At 71.0% G+C, this 866-nt stretch carries 1 protein-coding gene; it reads left to right on the top strand.

The window, feature by feature from the left end; all coding sequences use genetic code 11:
* On the top strand, positions 1-859 hold an 859-nt coding region (egtD, locus tag VR44_RS37670), incomplete at its 5' end, for an L-histidine N(alpha)-methyltransferase (protein WP_045952178.1).
* Positions 860-866 lie beyond the last annotated feature (7 nt).

Raw genomic sequence — 866 nt, 5'->3', positions numbered from 1 at the left:
GTTCTACGACGCGCGGGGCAGTGAGCTCTTCGAGGAGATCACCCGGCTGCCGGAGTACTACCCGACGCGCGCCGAGCGGGAGATCCTGCTCGGGCGGGCGCGGGAGATCGCGGCGGTGACCGGGGCGCGCACGCTGGTGGAGCTGGGTTCCGGCTCCTCGGAGAAGACCCGGCACCTGATCGAGGCGTTGCCGGCGCTGGAGACGTACGTCCCGGTGGACGTGAGCGAGAGCGCGCTGACCGGGGCGGCGGAGTCCCTGCTGGCGGCGCATCCGGGGCTCAAGGTGCACGCGCTGCTGGCGGACTTCACGGCGCCGCTGCACCTGCCCGACTCCCCCGGGCCGCGGCTGGTGGTGTTCCTGGGCGGCACGATCGGGAACCTGCGGCCGGCGGAGCGGGCGGTGTTCCTGGCGTCCGTGCGGGCGATGCTCTCGCCCGGGGACGCGCTGCTGATGGGCACCGACCTGGTGAAGGACGAGGCCGTGCTGGTGGCGGCGTACGACGACGCGCAGGGGGTGACGGCGGAGTTTGACAAGAACGTGCTGGCCGTGATCGACCGGGAGCTGGGTGCGGACTTCCACACCGCCGATTTCGACCATGTGGCGGTGTGGAACCGGGAGCACGAGTGGATCGAGATGCGTCTGCGGGCCCGGTCGGCGGTGACGGTGAAGATCCGGGCGCTGGATCTGGTGGTGCCGTTCGCCGAGGGTGAGGAGATCCTCACGGAGATCTCGGCGAAGTTCCGTCAGGAGCGGGTGCGGAGGGAACTCGCCGAGGCGGGGCTGGAGTTGTCCCAGTGGTGGACGGACTCCGAGGGCCGCTTCGCGCTGTCGCTGTCGGTTGCGGACGGCTCCGTCTGAGTGGTGT

The sequence above is a fragment of the Streptomyces katrae genome (genome assembly GCF_000966975.1).
Taxonomy (GTDB): Bacteria; Actinomycetota; Actinomycetes; order Streptomycetales; family Streptomycetaceae; genus Streptomyces; species Streptomyces katrae.
This window is presented reverse-complemented; position numbering and strand designations above follow the sequence as displayed.